Annotated in this window: 27 protein-coding genes; 1 reads left to right on the top strand and 26 read right to left on the bottom strand. The window is 39.8% G+C overall.

Annotated elements, in window-relative coordinates; all coding sequences use genetic code 11:
* Window positions 1–326 precede the first annotated feature (326 nt).
* The 3 genes from EO119_RS05665 to EO119_RS05655 all read right to left on the bottom strand — a co-directional run bounded on the left by EO119_RS05665 (window position 327) and on the right by EO119_RS05655 (window position 2,609).
* Complete coding sequence (locus EO119_RS05665; protein ID WP_009372145.1) at window positions 327–1,049, bottom strand: amino acid ABC transporter ATP-binding protein; 723 nt, start codon at window positions 1,047–1,049, stop codon at window positions 327–329.
* Complete coding sequence (locus tag EO119_RS05660; protein WP_009372151.1) at window positions 1,046–1,729, bottom strand: amino acid ABC transporter permease; 684 nt, start codon at window positions 1,727–1,729, stop codon at window positions 1,046–1,048. The genes EO119_RS05665 and EO119_RS05660 overlap by 4 nt, the downstream gene beginning before the upstream one ends.
* Window positions 1,730–1,793: 64 nt before the next feature.
* Window positions 1,794–2,609: a basic amino acid ABC transporter substrate-binding protein gene (locus EO119_RS05655; protein WP_369813347.1), complete on the bottom strand. Its 816-nt coding sequence runs from the start codon at window positions 2,607–2,609 to the stop codon at window positions 1,794–1,796.
* Window positions 2,610–3,348: 739 nt separating this feature from the next.
* Between EO119_RS05655 and EO119_RS05650 the strand changes: the two genes are divergently transcribed.
* Window positions 3,349–3,951 carry an HD-GYP domain-containing protein gene (locus tag EO119_RS05650; RefSeq protein WP_062403170.1) on the top strand — a complete coding sequence of 201 codons (603 nt, stop codon included), beginning with the start codon at window positions 3,349–3,351 and terminating at the stop codon, window positions 3,949–3,951.
* A gap of 3 nt (window positions 3,952–3,954) precedes the next feature.
* Here the strand turns inward: EO119_RS05650 and EO119_RS05645 are convergent, their stop codons facing one another.
* The 23 genes from EO119_RS05645 to EO119_RS08165 form a co-directional block, all read right to left on the bottom strand.
* A complete protein-coding gene (locus EO119_RS05645) occupies window positions 3,955–4,608 on the bottom strand; it encodes a ComF family protein (protein WP_126940977.1) in 654 nt (217 codons plus the stop codon).
* Window positions 4,608–6,755, bottom strand: a complete 2,148-nt coding sequence (locus EO119_RS05640; protein WP_126940976.1) for an ATP-dependent RecD-like DNA helicase — start codon at window positions 6,753–6,755, stop codon at window positions 4,608–4,610. Before EO119_RS05640 ends, EO119_RS05645 begins: the two co-directional genes overlap by 1 nt.
* Window positions 6,752–7,519, bottom strand: a complete 768-nt coding sequence (locus EO119_RS05635) for a shikimate kinase (protein ID WP_062403179.1) — start codon at window positions 7,517–7,519, stop codon at window positions 6,752–6,754. The genes EO119_RS05640 and EO119_RS05635 overlap by 4 nt, the downstream gene beginning before the upstream one ends.
* Window positions 7,520–7,530: 11 nt before the next feature.
* On the bottom strand, window positions 7,531–8,472 hold the full coding sequence (locus EO119_RS05630) for a bifunctional riboflavin kinase/FAD synthetase (RefSeq protein WP_126940975.1): 942 nt from the start codon (window positions 8,470–8,472) through the stop codon (window positions 7,531–7,533).
* 250 nt (window positions 8,473–8,722) lie between these two features.
* Complete coding sequence (truB, locus tag EO119_RS05625) at window positions 8,723–9,622, bottom strand: tRNA pseudouridine(55) synthase TruB (RefSeq protein WP_126940974.1); 900 nt, start codon at window positions 9,620–9,622, stop codon at window positions 8,723–8,725.
* Window positions 9,622–10,563 (bottom strand): bifunctional oligoribonuclease/PAP phosphatase NrnA, encoded by a 942-nt coding sequence (locus tag EO119_RS05620; RefSeq protein ID WP_126940973.1) that lies wholly within the window; start codon window positions 10,561–10,563, stop codon window positions 9,622–9,624. Before EO119_RS05620 ends, truB begins: the two co-directional genes overlap by 1 nt.
* On the bottom strand, window positions 10,563–10,913 hold the full coding sequence (gene rbfA, locus EO119_RS05615; protein WP_126938196.1) for a 30S ribosome-binding factor RbfA: 351 nt from the start codon (window positions 10,911–10,913) through the stop codon (window positions 10,563–10,565). The genes EO119_RS05620 and rbfA overlap by 1 nt, the downstream gene beginning before the upstream one ends.
* A 9-nt stretch (window positions 10,914–10,922) precedes the next feature.
* Window positions 10,923–13,589, bottom strand: coding sequence for a translation initiation factor IF-2 (infB, locus tag EO119_RS05610; protein WP_126940972.1), 2,667 nt, complete (start codon window positions 13,587–13,589; stop codon window positions 10,923–10,925).
* Window positions 13,590–13,602: 13 nt separating this feature from the next.
* Window positions 13,603–13,914: a ribosomal L7Ae/L30e/S12e/Gadd45 family protein gene (locus EO119_RS05605; RefSeq protein WP_009372159.1), complete on the bottom strand. Its 312-nt coding sequence runs from the start codon at window positions 13,912–13,914 to the stop codon at window positions 13,603–13,605.
* Window positions 13,907–14,173: an RNase P modulator RnpM gene (gene rnpM / locus EO119_RS05600; protein ID WP_038145077.1), complete on the bottom strand. Its 267-nt coding sequence runs from the start codon at window positions 14,171–14,173 to the stop codon at window positions 13,907–13,909. The genes EO119_RS05605 and rnpM overlap by 8 nt, the downstream gene beginning before the upstream one ends.
* A gap of 1 nt (window position 14,174) precedes the next feature.
* The gene (gene nusA / locus EO119_RS05595; protein WP_009372179.1) at window positions 14,175–15,272 is read right to left on the bottom strand and encodes a transcription termination factor NusA; all 1,098 of its coding nucleotides are present in this window, start codon (window positions 15,270–15,272) and stop codon (window positions 14,175–14,177) included.
* A 12-nt stretch (window positions 15,273–15,284) separates the two neighbouring features.
* Complete coding sequence (gene rimP, locus EO119_RS05590; RefSeq protein ID WP_009372209.1) at window positions 15,285–15,743, bottom strand: ribosome maturation factor RimP; 459 nt, start codon at window positions 15,741–15,743, stop codon at window positions 15,285–15,287.
* A 107-nt stretch (window positions 15,744–15,850) separates the two neighbouring features.
* A complete protein-coding gene (locus EO119_RS05585; protein WP_126940971.1) occupies window positions 15,851–16,219 on the bottom strand; it encodes an arsenate reductase family protein in 369 nt (122 codons plus the stop codon).
* Between the two features lie 19 nt (window positions 16,220–16,238).
* The gene (locus tag EO119_RS05580) at window positions 16,239–16,613 is read right to left on the bottom strand and encodes a hypothetical protein (protein WP_062403195.1); all 375 of its coding nucleotides are present in this window, start codon (window positions 16,611–16,613) and stop codon (window positions 16,239–16,241) included.
* 4 nt (window positions 16,614–16,617) lie between these two features.
* Window positions 16,618–18,003, bottom strand: a complete 1,386-nt coding sequence (locus EO119_RS05575) for an aminopeptidase (protein WP_126940970.1) — start codon at window positions 18,001–18,003, stop codon at window positions 16,618–16,620.
* A 31-nt stretch (window positions 18,004–18,034) separates the two neighbouring features.
* Window positions 18,035–18,946 (bottom strand): 3'-5' exonuclease, encoded by a 912-nt coding sequence (locus tag EO119_RS05570; RefSeq protein ID WP_126940969.1) that lies wholly within the window; start codon window positions 18,944–18,946, stop codon window positions 18,035–18,037.
* Window positions 18,947–18,948: 2 nt separating this feature from the next.
* Window positions 18,949–19,992, bottom strand: a complete 1,044-nt coding sequence (locus tag EO119_RS05565; RefSeq protein WP_126940978.1) for a glycosyltransferase family 9 protein — start codon at window positions 19,990–19,992, stop codon at window positions 18,949–18,951.
* Entirely contained in the window at window positions 19,992–21,011 is a 1,020-nt protein-coding gene (gene waaF / locus EO119_RS05560; protein ID WP_126940968.1) for a lipopolysaccharide heptosyltransferase II, read from the bottom strand. Before waaF ends, EO119_RS05565 begins: the two co-directional genes overlap by 1 nt.
* 210 nt (window positions 21,012–21,221) lie before the next feature.
* Window positions 21,222–22,067 (bottom strand): hypothetical protein, encoded by an 846-nt coding sequence (locus tag EO119_RS05555; protein WP_126940967.1) that lies wholly within the window; start codon window positions 22,065–22,067, stop codon window positions 21,222–21,224.
* A gap of 1 nt (window position 22,068) precedes the next feature.
* Window positions 22,069–22,464: a hypothetical protein gene (locus EO119_RS05550; RefSeq protein ID WP_126940966.1), complete on the bottom strand. Its 396-nt coding sequence runs from the start codon at window positions 22,462–22,464 to the stop codon at window positions 22,069–22,071.
* A gap of 429 nt (window positions 22,465–22,893) precedes the next feature.
* On the bottom strand, window positions 22,894–25,023 hold the full coding sequence (locus EO119_RS05545; RefSeq protein ID WP_126940965.1) for a heavy metal translocating P-type ATPase: 2,130 nt from the start codon (window positions 25,021–25,023) through the stop codon (window positions 22,894–22,896).
* A gap of 3 nt (window positions 25,024–25,026) precedes the next feature.
* Window positions 25,027–25,287 (bottom strand): DUF6110 family protein, encoded by a 261-nt coding sequence (locus EO119_RS05540; protein ID WP_126938499.1) that lies wholly within the window; start codon window positions 25,285–25,287, stop codon window positions 25,027–25,029.
* Between the two features lie 122 nt (window positions 25,288–25,409).
* Complete coding sequence (locus EO119_RS08165; protein ID WP_206168795.1) at window positions 25,410–25,592, bottom strand: FeoB-associated Cys-rich membrane protein; 183 nt, start codon at window positions 25,590–25,592, stop codon at window positions 25,410–25,412.
* Window positions 25,593–25,602 lie beyond the last annotated feature (10 nt).

Raw genomic sequence — 25,602 nt, 5'->3', positions numbered from 1 at the left:
GTTGTATTTATTCCATATGCGCATCATTTTAATAATTATTTTATAAACAATTATGAAACAATACCATAATTATTCTTTTTGCGTAAGTTATTCACTATATTTTATACTCATACAAATAAATATCACTACTATCTAAAACGATATACTCCTTACAACATATAATGGATATATGATTACATATATCTATTTATAGCAGTACATATAGGTCTAGGGATACCAATCAATTCATTAGTAAAATTTTAAATAGCATACTTAATTTCACAACAAAAAACTACCCTACATAGGAAACTCCGTATATAGGGTAGTTACATTTCTCTGATATCGTCTTATCGAATAACTTTTGATAAGAAAGACTTTGTTCGTTCATGTTTTGGAGTATCAAATACTTCTGCTGGTGTTCCTTCTTCCAAAATTTCGCCACTATCTACAAATAATACACGTGTCGCTACTTCTTTGGCAAAGCTCATTTCATGAGTAACGATGACCATAGTCATCCCCTCTTTAGCCAAATCTTTCATAACGTCTAATACTTCACTAACCATCTCTGGATCTAACGCTGATGTAGGTTCGTCAAAAAGCATGACTTTTGGTTTCATCGCTAACGCTCTAGCAATGGCTACACGCTGTTGCTGACCCCCAGATAATTGTTCTGGGTACGCCTCTGCTTTATCGGATAAACCTACTTTTCCCAATAAATCACGAGCAATGCTTTCCGCTTCAGATTTTGAAAGTCCTCTAATTTTTTGTGGTGCTAAAGTAATATTATCTAGTACAGTCATATGAGGAAATAGATTAAACCGCTGGAATACCATGCCCACTTCAGCGCGTACGTTGTTGATGTTTTCTTTCACATTTAAGTTCTTGCCATCTACAATCACGTCACCTTCTGTTGGTTCTTCTAAATAGTTCATACAGCGTAATACAGTACTTTTACCAGAACCAGATGGTCCAATAATGACCACTACTTCACCAGCATCGATTTCTGTAGAAACACCTTTTAAGACATGGAGTTGTCCAAAATATTTATGTACATTCTGTAATTGAATCATTTGATATTATATTTCCTTTCTAAGTACGCTACGAGTCGGGAAATGGTTAATGTCATAATCAAGTAAATCACCGCTACAGCTGTCCAAATTTCAAAGGAACCGTAGGTACGAGCGATAATTAATTGTCCTCGACGTGTCAATTCTTCAAAACCAATAACTGCTACCAGAGAAGTATCTTTCAACATAGCAATAAATTCATTGCCCAATGGTGGAATGATGGCTTTGAAAGCTTGTGGCATAATAACATAGCGCATCGTTTGGAACCAAGTTAAACCTAAAGAGCGACCTGCTTCCATTTGACCTTTATTAATAGATTGGATACCGGCACGGAAAATTTCAGATACATAAGCACCAGAGTTTATAGAACAAGCCAAGACGGCGGCTAAATAGGGCCCAATTGGTTCTGGCGCACCATTGGCATTAACGATAGCCCCCAATAATTTAGGACCACCAAAGTAAATCATAAAGATTTGTACTAATAGTGGTGTGCCACGAAATAGTTCTACATAACATTTTGCGATCAAACGAATCACTTTAAATCGTGATAAGTTCATCAGCGCCACTACTAGTCCAATAAAGAAACCAAAGCCCACACTCATGAGGGTAATTTGAATTGTAATTCCAGCCCCTCCAATTAACAGGGGTAAAGAGTCGACAATTAACTGCCAATTAAAATCCATCGTTACCTATCCATCCTTTCATTCAACACAGATAAGGAGGCACAAAGCCTCCTTATATAGTACATTATTTTCCTTCGTATGTCACGGGAATATCCTTAGGCATGTCAGTTTTAAACCATGTTTGGTATATCTTATTTAAAGTACCATCTTGCTTCATCTCTGTCAATGCTTTATTTACACTATCTACTAGGTCTTTATTCTTTTTATTCATAGCTAAACCAAAGTATTCTTTCGTATTTGGATAAGCGATAATCGTTAAGTGTTGATCACTATGTTTGGCTACGTAATACTGTGCCACTGGCAAATCAATTAAGGCCCCTTCTACACCACCATTTTGTAATTCTAATAAAGCATCGCTAGTATGGTCAAAGTTTTTTACTATAGCTCCATTGATTTTATTTGCTAAGTCTGCCCCTGTAGTACCCATTTGTACGGCAATCGTTTTTCCTGTCAAATCATCTAAACTTTTAATAACGCTACTTTCCTTGACAACCACAGCCATACCGGATTCATAATAAGGCATACTGAAACCAACTTTTTCCATCCGTGCTTTTGTAATGGTCATCCCCGATGCTGCTAAATCAATTTCGCCATTATCTAAAGCTGGTACTAGTGCATCAAAAGGAACATTTTTAAATTCAATAGTTTTACCTGTCCGTTTCGCAATTTCTTTAGCTACATCGATGTCAAAACCTTGTAATTCTTCGGATCCTTCTTGCTTAAACTCAAACGGTACAAACGTTGCATTAGTGCCTATCTTCAAGACACTTCCTTTTTGTACTTGGTCTCCTCCTTGAGAGCCACATCCCCCTAGTAGTGCTACTACACCTAAAGCTAATAAGCCCGTACATATTAATTTTTTTACATTTGCTTTCATAATTGGTCTCCTTTACTAAATATCTTATGTATATCTTATGCACTAATTATACATCTACATGAATATTTAGTCAACATAAATTTACATATATTTTGTATTTTTATTAATTCTTGTTATATTTGTTAAATTGTATAAGCAATATATAGAAACTGATATACCAAAAAAGCATAAAAAAATACACAGCAGAACAATTTCTGCTGTGTTTCATACGGCTGACCTGGTCTTTGCCCCCACACTCGCCTGCTGGAAGGTTCGCTCTTAAGCCATGCTCCCCACTACTACCCCTCTCGACATATTTTGTCGGCAGGTCTTACATCTAAGCCGCACCATGCTCACAATTTCTCATTGCTTATGTGGATCGTTTCGCCTGCGACTGGCCTCGACTTTCAACCACAGACCCGTTATGTACTCTTATTATATCTATATTTTTTACTTTTGTCACTTAGGAACTATTATGATATTTTTCATTTTACTTATATCATTTTTATATAGTACATCTATAAAAAAGACTTGCTTTTTTTCATCAAATATACATCAGCTTTACTCCATCCCACGTTTATCACATTCTCACTTTTTATGTAAATGATGAGAACTTTTCAGTACATTTTTGTCCACTCTATAGGGTATATTCAAGGATAGAATTTTATTGTATAATGTGTGTACTTAAGTAAACGAAGAATATAAAAACGGTGGTTTTCCAAAAGAGAGTACACCGTTTCTGTTTGTTAGGAAGGGTTTGCACATGTTTATGTTATCATTAATTCAAGAATCAGGGGCTTACGAACAAGATAAAAGCACCTTAGAGTTAGTAACCTTACAACTCTTACAAATGATTCAGATGAAAAGCCAAACTTTATATGTGCATTCAGTACAGGTTGCCAATTATGCTGTAGCCATTGCTGCTAAAATGGGTTTGCCAAAAGGTGAAATCGAATTGATTCGCCACGCAGCGTGTTTACACGATTTAGGCTTAATTTGCTTACCTACCACTACCTTGATGAAGTTTCCCTACTTCAACCGTCAGGAATTATCCAAATACAAGCAACATCCTGTATTTGGGGCTAGCATGATTGAAAACTATCCATGTTGCCAGCCTATCATCCCTTACATTAAATACCATCATGAGCGTTGGGATGGCACAGGTTTTCCTAAACACTTACGAGGTGCTAATATACCATTAGGAGCTCGCATCATTGGTATTGCTGATTACTACGTAACAGCCATCGACCCAGCTTCAGATACAAGCCTACAACCTCGTAGCGAGATCAAACAAGAACTATTTAGACACTCTGGCACACAATTTGATCCAGATGTGGTGAAAGCATTCATAGAAATATTAGGATAATCATTAGGCTCCACTTGCTAAAGTGAGAGCCTTTATGTTTGTCTTCGGCAAGACAGTATGAATTGTCTCCGCTGCTTCTAATAAGGTGGCCCCTGTTGTATAGATGTCATCCACTAGTAATACACTGATTTCTTTGTCTACATAGACATCCACCATAGTAGGACGAACTAAGAAATGACCTTTCATATTTTTTCGTCGTTCTTCCTTCGTCAACGTCCACATCGGTTTAGATCCATCTAACTTCAACAATAGATCCTCCCATTTCCAACCTTGTTGCATAACCCAATTTTTGAATAGCACATCCACTTGATTATAACCCCGTTGTTTCCGTTTGCTTTCACTAATGGGAATAGGTACAACAATGGTTGGTACATACTTCATATCCAAACAAGTAACTGTAAAACGTTGTAAAAAAGGAGCGGCTCCTAGAGCTCGCTCCTTTTTTCCATTAAATTTTATATCGTGTAGCATGGTTTTAATGCCACCTATATAATCTGCTAGAATATATATACATTCTAAAGAAGAAAATTTTGGACCTATTATACAACGTTCATGCATAACTGCTTGCAAACATGCATCACACCATTCACCTTGGGTATACACATCTTTACCACAATGGATACAAGTAGGTGGACACAATACGTCCCATAATCTCATTAGATCGCCCCCTCTAAGCGTTCTTTAAATAATGTATATCGATAATTTGTATCTACTCGATTCACCGCTGTATCTACAGCCGTTTCGCTACCGATAAGTAACACCTTATCCTTAGCACGTGTAATCGCTGTATAGAGTAGATTTCGCTGTAACATCACATTATAGGCAGAAATAAATGGTAGAATGATACGTTCATATTCACTACCCTGTGCTTTATGAACCGTAATTGCATAAGCAAGTGCCATCGTCATCATATCTTCTTCGTCAAGAGTCATCGATTTATCTGGAAATTTTACATGTACCTGTTTGCCAAGTATATCTGTAATTACACCAATTTCTCCATTGTACACATCTTGATCATAATTATTTTCCATTTGAATAATCTTATCTCCAATGCGATACACTGTACCATCTACTTTTAATTCTTCTTCACCGCTTCTTCTCGGATTCAATTCTTCTTGCAAATATTTAGAAATAGCCGCACTACCTATGACGCCTTTACGCATAGGACAAACGATTTGAATATCTAGGTCAGACTCTACGTACTGTAATTCCTCTCGATAATGCTTAGTAACCGCTAATAGGACACTTTCCACATCATGAGCACTTTCAAATTGAAATTCATCACAACTCGATAGATCGGGCATCTCACCATGATTGATCGCGTAGGCATTATCGATGATTCGATTCCCCTCTTGTTGACGATATATCTGCGTTAACCCTTGATAAGGTATCACAGAACTAGTCAACATATCTCGCAAAATAAAGCCCGCACCGATAGGTGGCAATTGATCTACATCTCCCACAAGGACCACATAAGCACTAGGTGGAATCGCCTGTATCAGGGCATAGTATAGCTCTAAATTAAGCATAGATGATTCATCAACGATAACTACATCTACCTCTAATGGCTCATCTTGATTCCGGGCAAAGGTATAAATAGTATTATCAAGTTCTGGCTCTAGCAAGCGATGAATAGTATAAGCCTCCATACCCGTTGCTTCCGACAAACGCTTCGTAGCTCGTCCTGTAGGCGCACAGAGGACAATACGTTTTAGGTTTCCTTGCTGAAATCCTTCTACTAAGGCTTTGATAATAGTGGTCTTTCCTGTACCTGGACCTCCAGTGATAATAGAGAATCGATGACTAAGCGCCATATGAATAGCTTGCTTTTGCTCCACCCCTAACTCCATGGAATGCTTAATTTCATAACTTTTGCAGAAATCATCACCATCCAATAAAGGTAGTACATCATTATCTAGGAAAGCTTCTGTGAAATCTACGCTGTCTACTTCTGCTCGATACACAGTAGGGTGGTAGATATACAGTACATCGTCGTGATCTACCTGTACATAGCGCTTTGTTTCAATTAAGGTTTCTAAACGGTCTACAATCACATCGATATACTCATCACCTAATAGATTCGACAACTGTACCATCAATTCCTCTACGGGCATACAAGAATGCCCTGAAGATCCGATCTGCTCCATGGTAAAGCGAATCCCTGCATCGATGCGCTTTGGATTATCAAAGGGAAATCCTAATTCTGCTGCAAAATGATCTACTACAGAAAAAGGCAAGTTTGTATCCACCGTCAATAGGTAATAAGGATTATCTTGCAGCATTTCTATGCTTTTAGCACCGTACACTTCGTAAAGTTGGCGACTCCAACGATTACTCATATTGTATTTAGCAAAAAAATCATTAATTTCCTGCAGGACTCCTTCACCTAACAAAACCTTATACAGTTCTTGCTTTGTTCTAAGGGATATATTAGGAACTTCTAATAATTCCATAGGATTTTCGTTTTTAAGAATCTCTAGAATAGAAATTCCAAAATAGTCCAGCAGCTTATCTAATGATTTAGGCCCTAACCCTTTCACACTAAGACTTTCTAAATACCGTCTAGCACCTGCTAAGGTATCTGGCATCACACGTTGTATGCTTTGGACAGCAATCTGTTTGCCATATCTTTTATGGATGACAAACTTACCTTTAATTTCCACCTCTTCCCCTACTTTGGGAGGTGCTATATTTCCCGTACAAGTATGAGTATCTTCCTGATAATCCCGCACGATAAATATACAGTAATCTTCTTGAGGGGACTTATAGATTACACGGTATACCGTTCCTAATACCGTTATCATAGAGATGCATTGGGCAATGCAGAAATAACAGCTTGTACCACATCTGCTACATTGCTAATATTTTCAATTTTAATGTGACTCACACGTTCATAAATTGGTTGACGCTCTTCGTACAGTCGGAAAATATATTCAATACTTTCTTTTAATAATGGACGAATTTCCATATCTAAATCGTCAAGGATTTGTTTTACATCTCGTTGGATTAATACCACATAACCAGATTCACGCATCAGTTCAGCTGTGGCATCACACAATACCGTACCACCACCTGTAGCAATGACACTGGCATTTTTTTTGCTCACCAAATCTTGAATTACATTGAGTTCTAATTGGTGGAATTCTTCTTCTCCATCATGAATAATAATATTTTGAATGGATTTTCCTGTACGCTCTTGGATTTCTGTATCCACATCAAAGAACTCTAAGCCTAATGCCTGTGCTAAGGCTTTACCAATCGTTGTTTTACCTGCTCCAGGCATACCAATTAAGAAAATATGTTGATGAACATGGTTCTTTTCATACTCTTTAGAAATACGAATTACCTCATTCATAAACTCTTTTGCATAATCCGCTAATTCAGGGTTTTCCAATGCTTGTACAGCCGATGCAAGGATTTCTTGCTCTCTTTGTACATCATGAATTTTCATCTGATGCTCTTCTTTATATTTTGCAATATCTACCACAATACTCAAACGTTCTTCAAAGAGGCGAATCATTTCTTTATTAATAGCATCAATTTTTTGGCGATTTTCTTGTAATTTCATAGATATACTCCTTAGAATTTTTTATAGATAGTACTATGTAAATGCTTTAATGCAAAGGTCTTATCATCTTCCATTTGATCGATAAGGGCTTGCAGGGAATCAAACTTTACTTCTCCTCGGATAAAAGCAAGAAATTCTACCTTAGCCACTTCTCCGTATACATCATCAGAAAAATCAAATAAATGGGTTTCAAAACGATGATATTGATTTGTAAAAGTCGGATTATCTCCCATATTACCTACTGCACCATACCATTTACCACCGATGTATACTTGGTTTACATACACACCATCAGCTGGCGCTGCCATAGTATCCGGAAAATGAAAGTTTAACGTAGGAAACCCCAAAGTGCGCCCCCGTTGATCCCCTTTTACTACTGTGCCAGTAAATCGATAAGGTCTACCTAGCATGGTATTAGCTAATTCAATATCACCACGTAAAATGCTACTGCGTATGGCAGTACTCGATATAGGCGCATCAATCCAATCATAACGCACCAATTCTTGATCATGGACTTCAATAGACGGATATAACTGACGAATTAACTGAGAATTGCCTAACCCTTTATATCCAAAATTAAAGTTTGCACCTACCACTATTTTCAGTACATTACGATGGGCACATAAACCATGAATAAAATCTTCCCCTGACTGCGCTACTAATTCTTGAGTCATAGGAAGCTCCAATATATAATCAACACCCATAGCCTTTAACATATCATATCGTTCTTCTCGTTGTAACAAACGAGGTGGAATTTGTTTCGGTTGTAATATAGTAAATGGATGGGCATCGAAGGTAACAATCACAGAAACTCCATGACATGCCTTAGCGCTGTCACAGACTTCCTTAATGATTGATTGATGACCTAAATGCAGTCCATCAAAGGTTCCCATTCCATATACAATGGGCTCCTGTATCGTATCTAACTCTGATATCGTATATAAAATATTCATATTGATCCTTATCTTTTGAAATATGAAATAAAACTTTTATTTCGTTTACTCTTTATTATAACACAACCGAAGACTATAGAAAGTGTATACATGTATTTCTCTAAAAGAAATACAATGTCACCATATACAGTTTTATTTGTAATATCCTATTCATTATAATACACGCCATATAAGATTCTTTTCTATCAAATAGTATACACAAGAAAATGGTCAGGTTCCCTTGAGGTTCCTGACCATTTTTATACTTACATCATATGTATATATTTTTCTCTACTTTTAAGGTATCATCCAATCGTCGTAAGATACTCATAAACCCATTCGCATCATAGGCTCTCACTAATGTATCTACTTGGATTTCATCTGGCGACACACAGAAAGTTTCATTCGGTTTGACTGTATGGATTGGAACTTGTTTCCCTTGCACCAAGCGCGTTCGATTAATATCATTGATATACACCGCTGGCAAGTGCGTTAGCAAAGTATCTACTGGCTGCACAGCTTGTTCCACCAGTGTTTCTAGTTCTTCGATGGTCACAGACTGTTCAATGTTGCATTGTCCTACTGCAGTACGACATAGTTGTGTCATCATACCACATAGATCCAATCGCTGACATATATCCCGTAACAAAGCACGCACATAAGTGCCCGCAGAACATCGTACACGAATGGTAAAGAATGGAAATGCATAGGCTAGTAACTCAATGTCATGGATATGAATCAAACGAGATGGCAGTTCAAATTCTACTCCTGCACGGGCTAAATCATAAGCACGTTGCCCATTGATTTTGATAGCAGAATACTTGGATGGTCGCTGTTCAATCGAACCTTCGAAGGACTGCACTGCTTGTTCTAGTTCGTCCCAACTAGGAGCCTCAATACTATCTAAAGTACGTAATATATTCCCTGTGCTATCTTCTGTATCTGTTTCAACGCCAAATTTGCATTCCGCCACATAGGTTTTACCGATGGACTCTGTGTATTCGATGGCACGAGTGGCTTTTCCGACAAAGATAGGTAGCACTCCATACGCCAATGGATCTAACGTCCCACTATGACCGATACGGCGCTCTTTCAAAATGCGTCGACAAATACCGATCGCATCATGGCTCGTGATGCCTGGTGGCTTGATTAAAGAAATAACACCATCCATTAATCAATCACCGCTAAGATTTGTTCCAATGCTTCGTGGATAGGACTTTCGATAGAGCAGCCAGCTGCTCGAATATGCCCACCACCGCCAAAGTGACTAGCAATTTGATTTGCATCTCGCACTTTGGAGCGAATGCTAGCACGAGTTACCGTCTCTGTTTTCGCTTTTAAAACGATAGCTACATCCACACCTTTGATGTTTCGAATCATGTCCACAAATCCATCGGTATCATCCCCAATGCGCTCCATCAGCGGTAATGTCAAGCACATGGATACCACTTGCCCTTCATGATGAAAGGACACATTATCTAAGATCTGTTTCATCACCTCGATACGACCTGGTTCTACCATTTCTATGGCTTCAGAAATCACATGTGGTTGTGCTCCTGCTTGTAAACATAGACCTGACATCTCCATCGTATGTGCTGTTGTATTAGAGAATTTAAAGAACCCTGTATCTGTAGCCATAGCCATGTACAAAGCTTGTCCCATCGATTGAGTGATTTCCCAATTCCATATCTTACATAGGTACGCCACGGTTTCTCCAGTAGAAGAAAAATCAGGACGTAAATATAAGCCGTCTGCAAATTCTGTATTAGAAATATGATGGTCTATATTAAAAGTAGGTGCACTCACTCGTACACCTACTTCTCCAATTCGTTCAAATGTGCTAGCGTCCAAAATAAGTAGCATATCCGATGTATAACCGGTTTCTAAACTTTCAATAGGCTCAATCTTAGAGCATAGAGGAAGAAAAGAAAACTTTTCAGGAATCACATCATCTACTACCATGCGAACTGCTTTCCCTTGGGCTACCAAGGCTTCATACATAGCGAGCATGGAACCAATAGCATCTCCATCAGGACTAACATGAACGGTAAGAAGAATGGAATGGGCTGTATCAATCGATGTTTTTAGTTGATCAATACTAATTTTTGCCATTATTGTTCCTCTTGTTTAATAGAATTTAATAATCCTTCGATGTGCATACTGTAATCTAAGGATGTATCTGCATCAAAGGCAATGCTAGGAATATGGCGCAATTGAAGCACCTTTCCTAGTTCAGAGCGGAAGTAGCCAGCGCTCCTGCGCAAAGTCTCTAAGGACTGTTTTTTCTCCGCTTCACTACCGAATAAGCTTACATAAATCGTAGCTTCTCGCAAATCACCAGTAACACGTACATCGGTAACAGTGACAAATCCGATGCGAGGGTCTTTCAACCCGCGCAGTAAGATTTGACTTGCTTCTTGTTTAATAAACTCTTGTAATTTTCGTACACGAACTTCACTCATGGATACCTCCTATACTTCTGGGGCAATTTCTTCCATTTTGTACGCTTCGATAACGTCGCCTTCTTTCACATCGCGGTAACGTTCTAAGGAAATACCACATTCAAAGCTTGTCGCTACCTCTTTCACTTCATCTTTGAAACGGCGCAAGGAATCGATATGGCCTTCATGGATAACAATACCATCACGGATTAAGCGAATTTCAGAGTTATTTGTGATTTTACCTTCCGTTACATAGGAACCAGCTACAATAGCTTTCGGAGTAGAAATCACTTGGCGCACTTCTGCACGGCCTAAAATCACTTCTTTAAATTCAGGAGTTAACATACCACGCATAGCGGCTTCAATTTCATTGATCGCATCGTAGATGACACGGTATGTACGAAGGTCAACACTTTCTTTTTCTGCTTCTTTACGTACATTCGCATCTGGACGCACGTTAAAGCCGATAATAATCGCACCCGATGCAGAGGCTAACATCACATCAGATTCGTTGATAGCACCTACTGCACTGTGGATAATGTTGATGCGTACTTCTGGGTTTTTAATGCCCTCTAAGGATTGACGTAACGCTTCTACAGAACCTTGTACGTCACCTTTGATAATAATATTTAAGTCTTTCAATTCCCCTTGTTGCATTTGGTTGAACAAATCATCAAGAGTGACTTTTGTTTTCGCATTCATTTCAGTAATGCGTTGTTTTTCAATACGTTTTTCTGCAATGGAACGAGCTTCGTTGTCATCTACAGCGAATATCACTTCACCAGCTTGTGGCACATCAGATAAACCTAAGATTTCCACAGGCATAGATGGACGAGCCACTTTTACTTTTTCTCCACGTTCATTCGTCATAGCACGTACTTTACCGTAGGCTACGCCGGCAAGGATCGTTTCCCCTACACGTAAGGAGCCTTTTTGTACCAATACTGTACATACAGGACCACGGCCTTTATCCAATTGGGCTTCGATAACGATACCTTGTGCCTTACGGTTAGGGTTCGCTTTCAATTCTTGTACTTCTGCTACCAACAAGATAGTTTCCAATAGGTCTTCAATACCTTGACGTTGTTTAGCAGATACAGGAACCATGATAGTATCACCGCCCCATTCTTCTGGCAACAAACCATGTTCAGACAGTTGTTGTTTTACATGGTCAGGGTTCGCACCTGGTTTATCCATTTTATTGATAGCTACGATAATTGGCACCTCTGCAGATTTAGCATGGTTGATAGCCTCAATAGTTTGTGGCATAACACCATCATCAGCAGCTACCACAAGGACTGCGATATCCGTGGACTGAGCACCACGCAAACGCATCGCTGTGAAAGCTTCATGGCCTGGTGTATCAAGGAATGTAATTTTATTACCTTCATAGCGAACTTGGTAGGCACCGATATGCTGAGTAATACCACCTGCTTCAGAAGCTGTTACATTCGTAGAACGAATCACGTCCAACAAAGATGTTTTACCATGGTCAACGTGACCCATGATGGTAACAACTGGTGGACGAGCTTGTAAGCTTTCTGGGCTATCCTCGATTTCGATGATCTCTGTAGGATCTTGTTCAGGTTCTACTTCTACCACTTCTACACCGAAATCTTCAGCTAATACCATGGCAGTTTCCACATCAATTTCTTGGTTGATGGTAGCCATAACACCTAACATCATCAATTTTTTGATGATTTCAGATACTTCACGGCCCATTTTTTCAGCCAATTCTTTAACAGTTAATGGCCCAGACAGCTCGATAGACGTAGCGATGGCTGCTTCAGCCTTACGACGTTCTTCTTCTTTTTGTTTGATGTGTTGCTCATTACGTTGCTTAACCTTATTTTTATTTTTTTGCAACGCAGAAGATACTAAGGATTGAGTACGTTCGCCTTTTTTGCCTTTTTTATCTTTTTTATTGCGACGCTCGCTACGATTTTCATTACGATGTTCAGATTCAAAACGACGATTTTCTTTTTGACGATCCACTTCACGGCTCGCTTGACGATCACGACCTTCTGTTTTCACAGTAAGAGCTGGATCCACTTGTGGAATCTCTAAGCGGCGTTCACGACGTGGTCCATCATTGCGACGATCATTATTACGATCATTATTACGATCGTTACTACGATTGTTGTTGCGATCATGATTGCGGTCATTATTGCGGTCGAATCTGCCACCATTGTTAGGACGATTACCACCATTACGATTGTCTTGACGTTGATCATTGCGACCTTCTGGACGACGACCATCACGGTTTTGACCATTTCGTTGGTTAGAACGATTGTCTCCACGGTCATTTCTGTCATTGCGATGATCTCGTTGACCATTATTTTTACCATCACGATTGAATGGGCGGTCACGCTTTTCACCACGGTCATTACGGTCTCCACGATCGTTACGATCATTGCGATTATTTCTATCTTGTTTAGGTCCACGTCTTTCGCTATCTTCATTGCGACGGTATTCGTGTACTTTCTTTTGCGGTGCTTGTTGAGTTGCTTTTGGTGCTTCACTTTGTGCTTGTTTAGCGCCACCTGCTAACGATTGTTTAATCATAGAGACTTGTGAATCCTCCACTGTACTCATATGGCTTTTCACTTCTACATTGTGCTTTTTTAAAGCATCAATCACTACTTTATTTTCTACACCTAGGTCTTTTGCTACTTCATATACTCTTTTTTTGGACATCTACATTCCCCCTCTACTGATTCTTATCTATTTCAGCTAGCAAGGATTTAGCAAATCCAGCATCATTTACTAATATAACTGCTCGCATTTCTTTTCCCAATGCTCTACCTAGTTCCTCTTTGGTCCCTACTAAACGAAGGGGCACCTGATGAGACTCGGCTAAGTGCATATATTTTTTAGCATTATTCTGCGCACAATCTTCCGCCATAATCAACAGTGGATAGGCTTGCCGCTTCATGGACCGTTCCACTACAAAATCGCCCGATAATAAGCGACCTGCTCGCTGTGCTAATCCTAATATATTCAACACTTTTTCTTTATTCATGGGATATTTGTTCCTTTAAAGATTCATAAATTTCTTGTGAAACTTTATGTTTTAGCGAACGCTCTAATCGTTTGGCTTTATACGCCATGTCTAGGCATTCTACTTTCATTTCCATATATGCTCCCCGTCCAGGGGCTTTACCTGTGGGGTCAATAGAAATCTCTCCCGTTGGACTCAACACAACACGTGTTAACTCTTTCTTGGGAAGAAGTTCTCCACATCCCACACATACTCGCATAGGCTGAGACTTCTGTTTCATATTAGTCTTCATCTCCAAAAGCATCCAAGGAAATCATATCATCAGATTCCACATATTCACCGGCTTCAGCGGCTTGTGTTTCACTTTTAATATCAATTTTCCAATTTGTTAATTTCGCTGCTAAACGGGCATTTTGGCCTGCTTTACCGATCGCCAGTGAAAGTTGGTAATCTGGCACCACAACAGAAGATGTTTTTTCTTCATCACGAGCTACTACGCTTACTACTTTCGCTGGACTTAAGGCATTGGCAATATATACCGCTGGATCTTCATCCCATTTCACAATATCTATTTTTTCGCCATTTAGCTCATCCACGATATTTTGTACACGTTGTCCTTTAGGACCAACACACGCGCCTACTGCATCCACTTCTTCCTCGCGAGATACAACAGCAATTTTAGAACGCATACCTGGTTCACGAGCTACCGATTTCAATTCCACTGTACCTTCTGCAATTTCTGGCACTTCTAATTCAAACAAGCGTTTTAATAAACCAGGATGTGTACGGGAAATCATAATTTGAGGGCCTTTTGTGGTCTTTTTCACTTCCACAATGTAGCATTTAATACGATCTCCCACAGCATAGCTTTCACTAGGAATTTGCTCAGATACAGGTAAAATCGCCTCAGTTTTTCCTAGATTAATGAATACATTTCGACCCTCAATACGTTCCACCAAACCAGTCAAAATATCGCCTTCACGGCTGGAATATTCATCATAGACAATGTTGCGTTCTGCTTCTTTCAAGCGTTGAATCAACAATTGTTTTGCCGTATGGGCTGCACTACGACCGAAGTTTTTTGGCGTCACATCCACTTCGATAATATCGCCGATTTCCATACGTTTATCCAATTGACGAGCATCTACTAACGCAATTTCTACTTCTTCATTTTCAGGCGTGTCCACTACTGTTTTCTTAGCCAACACTTTATAATCACCTGTTTCACGATTGAAATAAATATATGCCTCTTGATTTGCTCCCACCTCTTTACGATAGGCTTGTAATAATGCCACTTCAAGAGAATCAAAAATAATCTCTGGTGCCACCCCTTTTTGTTTAGTAACTGCTAATACCGCTTGTACTAATTCTTGACTCACTGGTTTCCTCCCTTAAAAATCTAAATGTAAACGAATTTGTGCAATAGCTGCACGTTCTAGATCAATACGTTCTTCTTGCACCTGAATCGTGATGACTTCATCAGAATAGCCTTGTAAAGATCCTGTGTATTGCTTTTTACCATCAATAGGTTTAAACAATTGAATATCCACATCACGTCCATGGTAGCGAATGAAATCTTTTTCTTTTTTCAACACTCTATCCAATCCTGGAGAAGATACTTCTAACAAGTAATTTTCTTTGATTGGGTCCTTTGCATCCAATACTTCGCTTAATTTTTCACTCACCATTTGGCAGTCATCTAAGTCGATGCCACCCTCTTTGTCTAAAAATACACGCAAGTACCATTCCCGCTCATGCACGTACTCCACATCTACAAGCTCTAACTCCGTAGACTCTATAATCGTTTCTACTACTTCGGACACAAATTCCTCTACGGCGTCACGTTTCATCTTATCCCCTCCCTGCATTAGTATAAGAGAAAGAGTGAGCCGCAGCTCACTCTTTTAATAGATTCTATAAAAGTTACTTCTAGTATACCACAACTAACTAAAAATAGCTACAGTAAACCATTACGTTTTAAGGCATCTTCCCATTCTTGTTCTTTGAATCCTACAAGCACTGTATCGTCTAAGACCAAAATAGGCCGTTTCACCAACATGCCATTCGTTGCTAATAACGCTAGCTTCTCATCCTCTGTCATAGTAGGTAATTTATCCTTAATACCTTCTCCACGATAAATTTGACCAGATGTATTAAAGAAGGCTTTAATATCTGCTTTCTTGCTTTTTGGATACCATACACCTAATTCTTCCGCTGTTGGGTTTTCTTCTTTAATATCACGATGGGTATAATGAATACCATGATCATCTAAATATTTTTTTGCTCGTTTGCAAGTCGTACATTTTGGATATTCAATATATAACATTTCTCTGTCCCTCCAATTACTATATTTCACCATTAGAAAATTTTTCTTTTAATACCTGTAATAAAACTTCTGTCATTTCGCTAGCCGCAAAGACATACTCTTTTAATTTACCTCGTTCTTCTGCCACTTTCATAGCAGACACTTCAAAGGGATCTAACACCACAGATAAGACTGGAGTTTGTGCTTGTTCTAGATCTTCCGTCAAGTACCCCGAAATACTTTCACCTTCCGCAGGATCAAATCGCTCTACTTTTACGATAGGGCAATATTCATACATCAATTTACGCAAAGTCATCATAAAGTATGCCTTATCCTCAATGAATTGCGCTGCTTCATCTTTAGTCATACTAAAAATATCTACTTTCACACGTTCCATTTCACCATGTGTTGTCATAGGATTATTCCCCTTTCGCCGCTAAGAACGCTAAATAACAACGTTTTGCTTCGTAAATATCGGCTTTGCTCGTCACCTCCCAAGGAGAGTGCATACTGAGAACAGCCACACCACAGTCGATCACATTCATACCATATAATGCCATGATGTAGGCAATCGTACCGCCACCGCCAAGATCTACACGGCCTAATTCAGCTGTTTGGTAGGAAATATTATCTTGATCCATCAAATGGCGAATACGAGCCATGTATTCTGCATTAGCATCATTGGAGCCACTTTTACCACGAGAACCGGTAAATTTATTAAATACCACGCCACGACCTAAGAAGGCAGCATTTTTCTTTTCAAAGGCACCCGCATAGAGTGGATCAAAACCAGCACTTACATCGGAAGATAACATATGGCTATTAGATAAAGTTCGTCGTACTGCTAATGGTGAGGTATGACCCATGGCTTCCAATACTTCTGCCATGAAGTTCTCAAAGAAACGAGATTGCATACCTGTTGCACCAACAGAACCAATCTCTTCTTTATCTACCAATAAAGTACAGGTAGTTCGGCTCACATTCTCAGTTTCTAACATCGCTACTAAGGATGTATAAGCACATACTCGGTCATCTTGTCCATAGCCGATGATCATAGAACGGTCGAACCCTAACTCTCTAGCTGCACCAGCTGGTACAATTTCAAGTTCTGCGGATAAGAAATCTTCTTCTTCAAAGTCATATTGTTCTTGTAGTACTTGCAATACATAGGCTTTCACGCCATCTTTTAATTCCCCTTTCACAGGGCGGCTACCAATAAGAAGATCCAATTGTTCTCCTTCTACCACTTTGGCAGCCTTTTTCTCCATTTGTTCCTGTCCCAAATGTGGCAATAAGTCTGTTACGCAAAATACTGGGTCTGTTGGATTTTCACCGATGGCAAGATTGATGACGGCACCATCGCGTTTTACCACTACCCCATGGATAGCTAGCGGCATTGTTACCCATTGGTATTTTTTGATACCCCCATAATAATGTGTATCTAATAGTGCTAAATCACTATCCACATAGAATGGATTTTGCTTCACATCTAACCGAGGAGAATCAATATGAGCACCTAAGATATTCATCCCTTGTTCAATCGGCTCTGTACCTATGTTCACCATAGCTACCGCTTTTTTCATGTGCACATAATAGACCTTATCTCCTGCTTTCAGCGTAGCACCTTCTTTGATAACACTGTTCATATTGCGATATCCCGCTGCTTCTGCAGCCTCCACAATTTGGTCTACACATTCACGCTCTGTTTTACCATGATCTAGAAAATGGCGATACTTCATGGTTAAAGTATCAATCTCTTGTAATTGTTCTTCTGTATATTCATGCCAAGCATTTCTACGTTCCATACTTAGCTCCTTTCTTTTCAAATTTTAATATTTATTTTTTACGCGCATATAATTCACGCAATCCTTTGGGTGCATTGGTGACCATTTTGGAAACATAATAGCGTTTTCCTAAATGCTTGCTAATAGATTTTCCTACATACCAGTGAACCCCAAAGGTGCCATGTTCCTTGCAAGATCCCATCGATAAAAAGCGATGTTTTACCACTCCCACGATAGGGTCTAACTGCAAAGGCTCCTTACAAACAGGGCACGCAGTTTTCGCCCGATTGCTTTGCCGGAATATACGTGGCATGGTCACAATAGACTCAAATATTTTATGTTCATGCCGTGAAAGCCCATAAAAACACCGTTGTTTTCCTTGTTTATCTCGCTTCTTTTGTAAGGCTTCTAAAAATGGAAATCGTTGGCATACCATGGCTGTACAAATGGCATCATGCAGACCATTATGGGCTTGTAAATTCGGCGCTTGCACTTGCATCTCATCCATCGCTTTTTGCAATGCATATTGTTGACTACAATCGTGCATCGTTTTTGCATATAAAGATTGCGCATCAAACCAAGGTACTTCTTGATGTACATGAACCTTATGGCAAAATGCATTATCCATCAGCATGTTGATATCATCGGGCCCCCAAGACACCAATATACCATCGGGACCAACAAAACGTAAAAACTTTTCGCACCCACGTCGGAAAGATACCCCTTCTTTACGCAATTTATCCATAGTAATATGGGTCAACTTCTCCACCGAATGATGCATAATAGGTAGAAATTTAGGAGTAATAAATACTTCAAATTGGTCTACAATTTGCAGACTTTCATCTAGTTTTACAGCACCTATTTGTATAATTTCACCAATGAATGGAAATCCTGAGCGCCGTATCATATTCGGTTCTAATGTATAGGGCTGGTTCCATTCCAAGTCAAATACAATATAGTGCATCCTTACTTCATACCCTTTCTCTCTAACATCGTCCGTATGCCTGCTAATACAGATTCCTCAGAAATAACAGACAAACCTTTGTAGTTGCCCTCTTTTAAAACCTGTTTCATGTTTTTATTCACATCGTAATCTTCCATAGATTCTAAGACTACAGCCTTCTCTGTGAAAGGCCCATACAAGGCTGGATTCGATGGTCCATAGAGCGCTACAATCGGTACTCCTTGGCTCACTCCTACATGCATAGGACCTGAGTCATTTGTGATCAAACAATCACATCGTTTCATGGCTGAGGCCAATTCTCCAATGCTAAATTGCCCCGTTCCCTTAATGGCAGGTTCCGTCATCGTATCTAGTACATCCTGTACCATCTCTTCATCCATAGGTCCACCAAAGAATACTATTTTATATCCTTCTTTTGCTAAGGTGTCTGCAATATGAGCAAATCGTTCCTTGGGCCAACGCTTTTCTGGTACAGCACTACCAATATTGAACCCAATGAGGCAATCCGTTTCCGTCACTCCGTGAGAGGCATAAAATGCTTGCACCTTTTCATCCCACTCAGGACTAGTAAAGATTTCTAGCCCTTCATGTTCTATCGCATATCCTAACTGCTCTAGCACATTCATATACATCTGGGCAGCATGCACCGTTTTACGGTTCAATCGCGTTACCTTCGTCATAAACGGACGAAACAAAAAGTGACTCATCCCAGTGGTTACCTTAGCTTTCAATTTCCAAGCTAAATAGGACGTCCGTTCATTAGGATGCAAGTTGATCACAACATCCACAGCCCCTTGACTGCGAATCTCTTTGGCAATTTGATTCAGCCCGCCAATGCTATTATGGACGCCCTTTTTATCCACTTCTACTAGAGCATCAATATAAGGATTATGACGATATACATCTGCCAACTTTTTATCAATCACATAGGTAATATGGCTGTGAGGCGCCAACTTTCTAAGAGCATGGATAAACGGTGTGGTCAGCACCACATCGCCTAAATGCATCAAGAAGGTTACCACTATCCGCTTTCCATCTAACTCTATCATAAATTCCTCATTTCTTTCACTGTATCAAATACAGTGTCCACCGTAATCTGTGCCATACATTCCAAATCTTCCACCAATGGTCTCTCTAAGGTCGCCCGTGATGTAGGTGAAACAATAATATGAATATGATCGCCTCCATAAGGACCTGTCCGTTCTGGGCAAGTAGTCCCAAACAAAGCAATCAATGGTACTTTTAAAGCATTAGCAATATGCAAAGGCCCCGTATCGGCACTGATGTACAAAGCACTGTGACGAATGACCTCAATGAGTTCTTTCAAGTTCGTATCACCAATGAGATTTACCACATTGTTACTGCCGACGCCGTCCACAATGGCACGACCTTTGTCCACATCCTCTTTAGCACCAATGAGCACCACCGTCTCACCTGCTGCCACCAATCGCTTCCCAAGCTCCACAAAATGAGAAATAGGCCACTCTTTCACTGCCCAACGCGCCCCTGGAGCCATGACAATATAAGGATTTTCAATGAAAGCCCCTCTAGCATTTAACTTCTGTGTCACCGCAGTTTCTGCCTCTGTGAAAGTCGGCAATGGGAATGCGATGTCATCTACATCACAGCCCAAGGCACGAGCCGTATCTAAATAGCGCTCGATAACGTGATCCATTTTATGGTCACCTACTAGCGCTGTATTCACAAGCCAACTCCCCTCACGAAGTTCCCAATAAGCATAGCGTTTCTTCGCACCACTAAGACCAGCCACAATGGCACTTTTCGCAATAGATTGTAAATCTAAGGAAATATCAAAGTTTTTTTCATGTAGTAACTTCCATAATTGTTTCCAATAGGAAAGTCGCTTTAATTGTTTCTTATCTATGATGATAATTTCATCCACCCAAGGTTTGAGAGGGATAACATCCTTAAACTGTTCATGAACGGCCCATGCAATATGCGCCTTCGGATATTGTTGACGCAACGCATACAGCGTTGGTAAGGCATGAATAATATCGCCTAGAGAACTCATTTTAATGATTAAAATTCGTACATCTTCTTTCATACTCCAGCCCTTTCACTGACCTATAACTATACCCTCTTAGTATACCATAAGATATGCTGAAAAAGGAAAAAATGACGCTCTTCCCTAGGTTTTTCAGAAAATTATTTTTATTCACAAAAAACAGGATAAGTTTATAACCTATCCTGTTTCTCACTCTATATCTAAATATTATTATATACTATTTTCTAAGTTTTGTGCCCTTCACGCACTCTAAGCTTTCTTGCTTAGCCATAATTTTTCTATTCCCAATCCAATTGCCACACTTAAAGCAATGGCGCAGATTTCAAATATGGACGGTGTAATATATACTAATGGGCTACCTGTGAAAGCTGGCAATGCTTTCCCTGCCCAGACTTTCACAATATCTGGAATATATCCACCGAATAGGATATGTGCATTGGTTGCCACCCACCATACTGCCATGACTACGATAGCAGTAACACGAGGCCACAATGCTGTGCGCCGTGGATATAAATATAATACCATACTACCGATAGTGGTAAGCATCATGAGCACGACACCGATGTATAGGCTTGCGATTAATCCCGCAAAGCCCTGTGCATCTAAAGAGGCTTGGATGATAGGATCCTCTAGATTGAGGTACATCACATCCCCTAAAAATAGCATCGGCAATGGCAACGCATAGGTAGAAATATTCAATACTGTATCGATAAAGTAATGACGTTCTTTACGTGCCATCCAACAATCTAATAGTTTCGCCGTACCGATCATGAGTGCCACCACAACTAACATGGTCAATACCCAAACTAGCAACAAATAGATTGGCTCTTTTGGTAAGGTAAACGGCAACACACCATTGCCAAAGAAAAAGAATAGATTCCACCAAAGCCAAGAATATGTATAATGCCCTTTCCCTAAGTGAAAGTCAAATTGTCCTGCCAGTCTTGGCACCGCTTTCAGACCCAAAGGAATCCCCAAGGAGGCAATGACAAACATAATAATGCTAGATGTGTCGAACTGCCCTAAGCTAAATACTAAGCTTAGCGGAATAATCCAGAGCATGGACCAACTGTAAAATTTTATATAACTTCTCATATTACACCTCTGTATTCTTTCCACCTGCTAATGCCAATACTAAGGACAAGGTCACTTGGCAATACATGATGATGGCAAACACCACATCACGACCGATAGTAGATAGATTCCATAACCAAGATAAATCTAAATTGTTAAACACCAAGAAGGTACCACCTTGTACCAATGCCCAAGCTAGTACGTATACACAAATCGGTATTCTGCGAGCCTTAGGACCAAAGCCACTTTCACTAGAACGCAAGTAAAAAATAGGAATGAATAGAGACAGCACTGCATAGCTCACCCCTGCCACCATGGCGCTCATCCCCGTATGAATCGTATAGGCCCCTAGAGGAATCAATATAAAAAATATACTCATATACATCGTGCGTTGCACTACATCTTGTATGGTTGACATATAATTTCCTTTCTACAACAAATTATCTCTTCCTATAGTATAACAAACATCGGCCATCTTATAAATACATAGGCATTTCAATTTTACAAACAAAAAAGCACCCTTACGGATGCTAATTATGATATACTGATTATAAGAACTCGATGTGAGTTAGGTTTATCACCGAAAGGTGGTGATACTATGCGTAATTATGAAAAGATCCAATTAATCATTGCTTTTCTTACCTTAGTAGTTGCCGTATTACAGTTACTAAAATAATTAGTAGTTTGTAATATAACGACCCTAGCGCTGCACACGTTAGGGTCATCATATTTTGCTTGATTCTAAGATGAACCTAACGCCAAACACACATCGGGTTCTTCTTGTTGTTACAACTATAGTATACCATATTTTAGGCTCTCGTCAAAGACGAGAGCCTTTATAAATATGTTATGCTACAACTGCTTCTACTTCGATGCAGTCATCGTTTGTTGTTTTAGGTTTTTCCAATAATGGAGTCATGCTATACATACCCACACCTAGTGTGAACAAGTTGTGAATCCATGCAGTGGAACTTGGAGGCATTACACCTAATACACCCAACCCTACAAGGCCACCATTCACGCCTACGATGGAGTTATAGTTAATTTTAATACGATCCATTAATTTCATGGAGATACGACGTAAGTCAACAATAGCAGTTAGGTTATCACTGGATACTGTGACATTGGCAATTTTTTGTGCAATTGGTGCACCTTCATTCATACCAATGCCTACATGCGCTTCAGATAACGCCAAGGAGTCGTTGATGCCGTCCCCTACCATCATCACTGTGTAGCCTTCTTCTTTTGCTTTACGCACGTAATCAGCTTTGTCAGTTGGCATAACTTCTGCGTGAACTTCGTCAATACCAATTTCCGCTGCAACGCGTTCTGCATTTTTACGGCTATCGCCAGTCATCATAACGATTTTCTTCACACCTAACTCATGAAGTTCGCGGATAACAGTTTTCGCTTCTTCACGCACTGGGTCTTTAATACAAATAACCGCAGATAGGACGTTAGAAATCGCTAAGTATAGATAGGAACAACCTTCTGGAAGATTTTCAAATTTAGCTTCTTCTCCAGCTGGAATTGTTGTTTTTTCATCTTCAAAAATGAAGTGATGGCTACCGATACGCACTTTGCGGTTACCCACTTTGGATGCAATGCCATGTGCCACAACATATTCTACTTTGGAGTGCATTTCTTTATGTGGTAAATGATGATCTTGCGCCGCTGTCACTACTGCTTTCGCCATGGAATGAGGGAAATGCTCTTCCAAGCAAGCTGCTAATGTCAACATGTCATCTGCATCATTACCATTGAAAGGAATGATTTCTTGGAATACAGGTTCTGCTTTAGTTAAGGTACCTGTTTTATCGAAAACGATCATATCTGCTTCTGCAATGCGTTCCATGAATTTACCACCTTTTACAGTGATACCACGATTGGATGCTTCTTGCATAGCGGATAATACTGCCAACGGAATGGACAATTTCAATGCGCAGGAGAAGTCTACCATAACAAAAGATAAGGCTTTCATCAAGTTGCGAGTTAAGGCAAAGGTTGCGAAAGCACCTAAGAAACTCACCGGTACTAATTTATCTGCCATGCGATATGCTTTTTGTTCCATACCGGATTTCATTTGTTCAGATTCTTCGATCAAGTTTACGATTTGCTCGAAACGAGTATGTTTGCTTGTAGTACGTACTTCGAAGGAACATTGACCTTCTTCTACGACGGTACCTGCATACACAGATGTACCGGCATCACGACGAACTGGTTCAGGTTCCCCAGTCATGGAGCTTTCATTCACAAGAACTACGCCATCCACAACTTGGCCGTCCAATGGCACCACTTCACCTTGACGAACTACAACTACGTCACCCACTTGTACTTCACCAATTGGTTTGCTTACTTCTACGCCGTCTACAAGAACCCAAACTTTGTCTACGTTCAAGGACATGCTTTCAGCAAGGTTAAGCACGGATTTACGTAACGTCCATTCTTCCAAGATTTCGCCGATGCCTAATAAGTACATCACAGCGCCCGCTGTAGAGTAATCTTTTTGCAACAATGCCGCACCGATAGCTACGCCATCTAATACTTCTACGGTCAATTTGCGTTTCCACAATGTTTTAATAGCTGTACCGATGAACTTGATACCATCGAACCAAGACCATGCTGCTGCAATAGGGGCTGGTAAGACGATTTTTTTACCGATATAAAGCAATGTTTTATCGATCATTTCTTCTTTGTAACGCTTGTTTACAAGGCGAGGTGAAAGTTCATGCAATGCTGGTGCATTGGCTAAATCCAAATCTTGCAATCCGAATAAAGCAGCTTTCACAGCACTTTCATCACCAGTATGTTGGATGATGATATCACCAGAACGCGTATAGAAGTTCGCTTTGGTAATGGCTTCACAGGCCATCAATGTATCTTCGATATATTGAGCCTGTGCGTCATTAAACTTACGTCCCTCAATGCGTACATGAAGACGACGGGACAAGCGTTGCAACATTTTAAATTGCATCATGGATTATTTTCCTTCTGTTAACACTTCTTCGTCACGAGTTTCGTTGATTTCTTGTGCTTCAGCCAAGATGCTGTCTGTGGAAGCTTGTAATTTTTCAGTTGTTTTTAAGATGCTGTCTTTTGCACGAAGGCCAGCTGCAACTACATTAGCGTATACTTTGCGCGCATCTTTAGAAGTTAATACTTTCAAACCTACTGTGCCTAAAGCTAAACCAGCTGCGAATACATTAGCGTCTCTTAAAGTTTCTTTTTTTACGTTGAACATTGTTAGTTCCTTTCTGTGATCTCCGTCACATTAATACATGATAATATAATACAATTAAAAATTGTAAAGATAAGAGGGCCCCGTGTTACCGAGTCCCCTCTTACCAAACTCATGGTATATAGTTATTTATGTTCTTCAGCTTCGTGGCCGCCACCGCAACCACAACCACCACAACCAGATCCAGAGTCTTTAGAGCCACCACAGCCGCATCCGCCACCGTCATGTGTTGCACTTTTATATACTCTGTATGCTACATAGATAACTGCTACTAGACCAATTGCATAAACAATAATACCACTACTCATAGTATACACC

It is taken from the genome of Veillonella sp. CNR 79/14 (genome assembly GCF_003992185.1).
Classification (GTDB): Bacteria; Bacillota; Negativicutes; order Veillonellales; family Veillonellaceae; genus F0422.
This window is presented reverse-complemented; position numbering and strand designations above follow the sequence as displayed.

What these genes read in the sequence shown, in the direction of transcription:
- waaF (WP_126940968.1), bottom strand. Translation starts at nt 21,011, where the DNA reads ATGAAAGAAGATGTACGAATTTTAATCATTAAAATGAGTTCTCTAGGC.
- EO119_RS08165 (WP_206168795.1), bottom strand. Translation starts at nt 25,592, where the DNA reads ATGAGTAGTGGTATTATTGTTTATGCAATTGGTCTAGTAGCAGTTATC.
- infB (WP_126940972.1), bottom strand. Translation starts at nt 13,589, where the DNA reads ATGTCCAAAAAAAGAGTATATGAAGTAGCAAAAGACCTAGGTGTAGAA.
- EO119_RS05665 (WP_009372145.1), bottom strand. Translation starts at nt 1,049, where the DNA reads ATGATTCAATTACAGAATGTACATAAATATTTTGGACAACTCCATGTC.
- EO119_RS05575 (WP_126940970.1), bottom strand. Translation starts at nt 18,003, where the DNA reads ATGGAACGTAGAAATGCTTGGCATGAATATACAGAAGAACAATTACAA.
- EO119_RS05605 (WP_009372159.1), bottom strand. Translation starts at nt 13,914, where the DNA reads ATGAATAAAGAAAAAGTGTTGAATATATTAGGATTAGCACAGCGAGCA.
- EO119_RS05650 (WP_062403170.1), top strand. Translation starts at nt 3,349, where the DNA reads ATGTTTATGTTATCATTAATTCAAGAATCAGGGGCTTACGAACAAGAT.
- EO119_RS05660 (WP_009372151.1), bottom strand. Translation starts at nt 1,729, where the DNA reads ATGGATTTTAATTGGCAGTTAATTGTCGACTCTTTACCCCTGTTAATT.
- EO119_RS05555 (WP_126940967.1), bottom strand. Translation starts at nt 22,067, where the DNA reads ATGAGAAGTTATATAAAATTTTACAGTTGGTCCATGCTCTGGATTATT.
- EO119_RS05635 (WP_062403179.1), bottom strand. Translation starts at nt 7,519, where the DNA reads ATGAAATTACAAGAAAATCGCCAAAAAATTGATGCTATTAATAAAGAA.
- truB (WP_126940974.1), bottom strand. Translation starts at nt 9,622, where the DNA reads ATGGATGGTGTTATTTCTTTAATCAAGCCACCAGGCATCACGAGCCAT.
- EO119_RS05630 (WP_126940975.1), bottom strand. Translation starts at nt 8,472, where the DNA reads ATGAATATTTTATATACGATATCAGAGTTAGATACGATACAGGAGCCC.
- EO119_RS05620 (WP_126940973.1), bottom strand. Translation starts at nt 10,563, where the DNA reads ATGGCAAAAATTAGTATTGATCAACTAAAAACATCGATTGATACAGCC.
- EO119_RS05585 (WP_126940971.1), bottom strand. Translation starts at nt 16,219, where the DNA reads ATGTTATATATTGAATATCCAAAATGTACGACTTGCAAACGAGCAAAA.
- EO119_RS05550 (WP_126940966.1), bottom strand. Translation starts at nt 22,464, where the DNA reads ATGTCAACCATACAAGATGTAGTGCAACGCACGATGTATATGAGTATA.
- EO119_RS05645 (WP_126940977.1), bottom strand. Translation starts at nt 4,608, where the DNA reads ATGAGATTATGGGACGTATTGTGTCCACCTACTTGTATCCATTGTGGT.
- EO119_RS05545 (WP_126940965.1), bottom strand. Translation starts at nt 25,023, where the DNA reads ATGATGCAATTTAAAATGTTGCAACGCTTGTCCCGTCGTCTTCATGTA.
- EO119_RS05640 (WP_126940976.1), bottom strand. Translation starts at nt 6,755, where the DNA reads ATGATAACGGTATTAGGAACGGTATACCGTGTAATCTATAAGTCCCCT.
- EO119_RS05570 (WP_126940969.1), bottom strand. Translation starts at nt 18,946, where the DNA reads ATGCACTATATTGTATTTGACTTGGAATGGAACCAGCCCTATACATTA.
- rimP (WP_009372209.1), bottom strand. Translation starts at nt 15,743, where the DNA reads ATGAAACGTGACGCCGTAGAGGAATTTGTGTCCGAAGTAGTAGAAACG.
- rbfA (WP_126938196.1), bottom strand. Translation starts at nt 10,913, where the DNA reads ATGAGTGAAGTTCGTGTACGAAAATTACAAGAGTTTATTAAACAAGAA.
- rnpM (WP_038145077.1), bottom strand. Translation starts at nt 14,173, where the DNA reads ATGAAACAGAAGTCTCAGCCTATGCGAGTATGTGTGGGATGTGGAGAA.
- EO119_RS05540 (WP_126938499.1), bottom strand. Translation starts at nt 25,287, where the DNA reads ATGTTCAACGTAAAAAAAGAAACTTTAAGAGACGCTAATGTATTCGCA.
- EO119_RS05580 (WP_062403195.1), bottom strand. Translation starts at nt 16,613, where the DNA reads ATGACAACACATGGTGAAATGGAACGTGTGAAAGTAGATATTTTTAGT.